Source organism: Ensifer sp. ENS10, from assembly GCF_014852025.1.
Classification (GTDB): domain Bacteria; phylum Pseudomonadota; class Alphaproteobacteria; order Rhizobiales; family Rhizobiaceae; genus Ensifer.
In genome coordinates this window covers 1-2,508 of sequence record NZ_JACVAS010000029.1, presented here as the reverse complement: position 1 = coordinate 2,508, position 2,508 = coordinate 1, and the positions used below count along the sequence as shown (strand labels likewise).

Genomic DNA, 2,508 nt, shown 5'->3' with positions numbered 1-2,508 from the left:
GTAAGCGCGTAGGGACCCCCACGTATCATTTGGCGCGCTGATCGGGGATTTTGTGCATGAGTTATGCGGAGAATCCTATGAGCGACAGTGTGAATCAGCCACGAACATTCGAGGTTTTGACGGCGGCGCCGGTGCGGGCGCGACGCAAGCCGCGCGACTGGCCGGACGAGGAGAAGGAGCGCCTGATTGCAGAGACGTTGTTGCCTGGGGCCAATGTCTCGGCGATCGCGCGTGCTGAGGGATTGGATCCCTCGCAGCTTTACGGGTGGCGCCGCAAGGCACTGTCATCGGGGATGGTTGCGCCCCTGACGGAAGCCGCGAAGGAGGAGGTCAAGTTCGCGCGCGTTGAGCCGGTGGCAAGTTCTACGGTGGAAATCGTCATCGGCGATGTCGTGGTGCGCGTCGCCGGCGATATCGAGTCGGATCACCTGGCGAAGATACTTCGGGCGGTCCGCAAGGCATGATCGCGTCCGGCGTCGTCGTTTACGTGTCGTGCCAGCCGGTCGACTTCCGCAAAGGTGCGGCATCCTTGATGGCTCTGGTCAGAGATGGCGGTCTCGACCCGTTCAACGGAGCGCTTTATGTGTTCCGGTCGAAACGGGCGGACCGCGTTCGCATCGTCTGGTGGGATGGCAGCGGCGTCTGCCTCTATTCGAAAACGCTCGAGGAGCAGAGCTTTTGTTGGCCGGGCATATCGGTCGCCAGGATACGCCTGGACCATTCGCAATTAATGGCGCTTCTGGCCGGTCTGGATTGGAAGAAGATCCGGCCAACCAAGGTCAGGCGGCCGTTGCTGACGGGCTGAACAGTACTGCGGCAAGATGAATCATGCTGCTGTAATGATTGGGAAAGCGGCTGTTTTTGTGCTCTACATGACCCCATGGATTTGCCCCTTAGCGACCTGCCGGACGACGTTGATGCGCTGAAAGCGATGGTTCTCGCGTTGGCGCGCGAACAGGCCGCGAAGGAGGTCCGGCTGAAGGTGGCCGAGGCTGAGATCGCGCGGTTGGAGGCGGTTGAGAAGAGCGCCAACGAGCGGATTGCCAACCTGACCTTGATCATGAAGGTTTTGCAGCGCACGCAAAATGGCAAGCGCTCTGAGCGGCTCCGCCTCGGGGTCAACGACGAGCAGGTCTCCTTTGCCTTCGAAGAGGTCGAAACGGGCCTATCGGCAATCCGCAGCGAACTCGACCGCGCGGCCAAAGACAAGCCGAAGCGCGCGCCGCGTCCGCGCAAAGGTTTTGCCGCCCATCTCGAGCGCATCGAGGAGGTCATCGAGCCGGAAATCCCGGCCGGATGCGAGGGGCTGGCAAAGGTTCTGATCGGAGAGGACCGCTCGGAGCGGCTGGACGTCGTGCCGCCGAAGTTCAGGGTTATCGTGACGCGTCGCCCTAAGTACGCTTTCCGGGGCAGCGACGGCGTGGTCCAGGCCCTGGCGCGGGCACACATCATCGAAGGCGGCCTGCCGACCGAACGGCTGCTCGCCTATATCGCCGTTTCCAAATACGCCGATGGTCTTCCTCTTTATCGGCAGGAAGCGATCTATTTGCGTGATGGCGTCGAGATCAGCCGATCGCTGATGGCCCAATGGATGGGGCATCTGGGCTTCGAACTGCAGATGCTGGCCGATTATATCCTGGAGAGGGTCAAGGAGGGCGAAAGGATCTTTGCCGACGAGACGACCCTGCCCACTCTTGCGCCCGGTTCGGGCAAAACCACCAAGGCCTGGCTTTGGGCTTACGCACGCGACGACCGCCCCTATGGCGGAACCAGTCCGCCGATGGTGGCCTATCGTTTTGAAGACAGCAGAGGCGCGGATTGCGTGACGCGTCATCTCTCCGGATTCACCGGCATCCTGCAAGTGGATGGCTACTCGGCCTATACCAGTCTCGCCAAGACGCGGGCGAAAACCGGCAGCAACGAAACGGTCCAGCTTGCAGGATGTTGGGCACATCTACGGCGCAAGTTTTATGACCTGCACATCAGCGGAGTCTCGCAGGCCGCCACAGACACTGTCCTGGCAATGACCGAGCTCTGGCGCATCGAGGATGAAGTTCGCGGTAAGGATGCCGACAGCCGCGCGGCCCGGCGCCAGGAGAAATCCTCGGCCACCGTCGCCAGCCTCTTCGAGCTCTGGGAAAAGGAACTGGGCAAGGTCTCAGGAAAATCCAAAACCGCCGAGGCGATCCGCTACGCGCTCACCCGGCGCGAGGCGCTGGAACGCTTTCTGACGGACGGTCGCATCGAGATCGACTCCAACATCGTCGAACGGGCGATCAGGCCCCAAACGATTACGAGAAAGAATAGCCTATTCGCCGGCAGCGAGGGCGGTGGACGAACTTGGGCGACGGTGGCCACCTTGTTGCAGACCTGCAAAATGAATGGCGTCAATCCGCTCGACTGGCTCTCGCAGACCTTGACCCGCATCGCTCAAGGCTGGCCCGCATCCGAAATCGAAGCCCTCATGCCCTGGAACTTCAGGTCAGACGCCGTCAGCTAACCGCTTAC

General features: G+C 61.4%; 3 protein-coding genes. All 3 read left to right on the top strand.

The window, feature by feature from the left end:
* Positions 1-77: 77 nt before the first annotated feature.
* The 3 genes from IB265_RS36210 (at position 78) to IB265_RS36200 (ending at position 2,500) form a co-directional block, all read left to right on the top strand.
* The gene (locus tag IB265_RS36210) at positions 78-464 is read left to right on the top strand and encodes a transposase (RefSeq protein WP_192496223.1); all 387 of its coding nucleotides are present in this window, start codon (positions 78-80) and stop codon (positions 462-464) included.
* Entirely contained in the window at positions 461-805 is a 345-nt protein-coding gene (gene tnpB, locus IB265_RS36205) for an IS66 family insertion sequence element accessory protein TnpB (RefSeq protein ID WP_192496222.1), read from the top strand. Before IB265_RS36210 ends, tnpB begins: the two co-directional genes overlap by 4 nt.
* 75 nt (positions 806-880) lie before the next feature.
* The gene (locus IB265_RS36200) at positions 881-2,500 is read left to right on the top strand and encodes an IS66 family transposase (RefSeq protein WP_192496221.1); all 1,620 of its coding nucleotides are present in this window, start codon (positions 881-883) and stop codon (positions 2,498-2,500) included.
* Positions 2,501-2,508 lie beyond the last annotated feature (8 nt).

Bases quoted from the DNA above. Each gene is read 5' to 3' on its own strand.
- IB265_RS36210 (WP_192496223.1), top strand. From the start codon at position 78: ATGAGCGACAGTGTGAATCAGCCACGAACATTCGAGGTTTTGACGGCG.
- tnpB (WP_192496222.1), top strand. From the start codon at position 461: ATGATCGCGTCCGGCGTCGTCGTTTACGTGTCGTGCCAGCCGGTCGAC.
- IB265_RS36200 (WP_192496221.1), top strand. From the start codon at position 881: ATGGATTTGCCCCTTAGCGACCTGCCGGACGACGTTGATGCGCTGAAA.